Origin of the sequence: Moorena sp. SIO2C4 (genome assembly GCF_010672485.1) — a bacterium.
Taxonomy (GTDB): Bacteria; Cyanobacteriota; Cyanobacteriia; order Cyanobacteriales; family Coleofasciculaceae; genus Moorena; species Moorena producens.
Map to the genome: position 1 here is coordinate 1 of NZ_JAAHGN010001536.1, position 1184 is coordinate 1184.

1 protein-coding gene is annotated in these 1184 nt (G+C 49.0%); it reads right to left on the reverse strand.

The genetic code is table 11. The features are described from left to right. Positions 1–403 precede the first annotated feature (403 nt). Positions 404–1184: tetratricopeptide repeat protein (locus F6K20_RS39315; protein ID WP_287298569.1), on the reverse strand; the 781-nt coding region annotated here is incomplete at its 5' end.

The window sequence follows — 1184 nt, forward strand, 5'->3', positions numbered from 1 at the left end:
CAAAGACCTCAGGTGTGGGGTGTGGGGTGTGGGGTGTGGGGTGTGGTAATAATATAGGGTAATATTTGATTATAGCGCTTTTGATAGGAATTTGGTAAAGAGAGCTATTTTATCGTTGTTGGGTTGAGAATGCGATCGCTTTTAGCGGAAGCTGAGGCCGTAGGCCACGCTTTGCGAACGCTTCATCGCGTAGCGTGACCAAAGGTCAATCGCACAAGGGCGGAAGCTGAGGCCGTAGGCCACGCTTTGCGAACGCTTGATCGCGTAGCGTGACCTACGGCCAATCCCTTAGCGTGACCAAAGGTGAATCGCTTTCTGTTAATTATGATTTATTTTGATAACTGATCATTTTTATGAATAAATTGCCTAAAATAGCCAATTTATTCCGAATATACCTGAAAATTTAGGTATTCTTAAGGTTATCACGCAACATTTGGAGATTATCACGAAAGGTCACAGTTTTAGGATGATTTGACCCTAACTTCCGTTCAGCAATCTTCAATGCTTGGACAAAGAGGGGTTCGGCCTGATCATAGCGCCCCTGAGCAGAGTAGAGTAATGCCAGGTTGTTGAGAGTTTGGGCTACATCGGGATGGTTCTTACCCAGCCGGTGCTTTGCCATATCCAAAGCCTGTTGATAAAGGGGTTTGGCCTGATCATAGCGCCCCTGAGCAGAGTAGAGTAATGCCAGGTTGTTGAGACTGGTGGCCACCGAGGGATGGTTGTGACCCAGCCGCTGCTTTTTGATCTCCAAAGCCTGTTGATAGAGGGGTTCTGCTTGAGCATAGCGCCCCATTGACTGGTAGAGTGCAGCCAGGTTGTTGAGACTTTGGGCTAAATCGGGATGGTCTTCACCCAGCCCTTGCTTTCTCATCTCCAAAGCCTGTTGATAGAGGGGTTCGGCCTGATCATAGCGCCCCATTGACCAGTAGAGTAATGCCAGGTTGTTGAGACTGGTGGCCACCGAGGGATGGTTTTGAGCCAGGTGCTGCTTTTTGATCTCCAAAGCCTTTTGATAGAGAGGTTCGGCCTGCTCATAGCGACCCATTGACTTGTAGAGTGCAGCCAGGTTGTTAAGACTGTCGGCTACATCAGGATGGTTGTGACCCAGCAGCTGCATTCTCATCTCCAAAGCCTGTTGATAGAGGGGTTTGGCTTGAGCATAGCGCCCCTGAGCAGAGTAG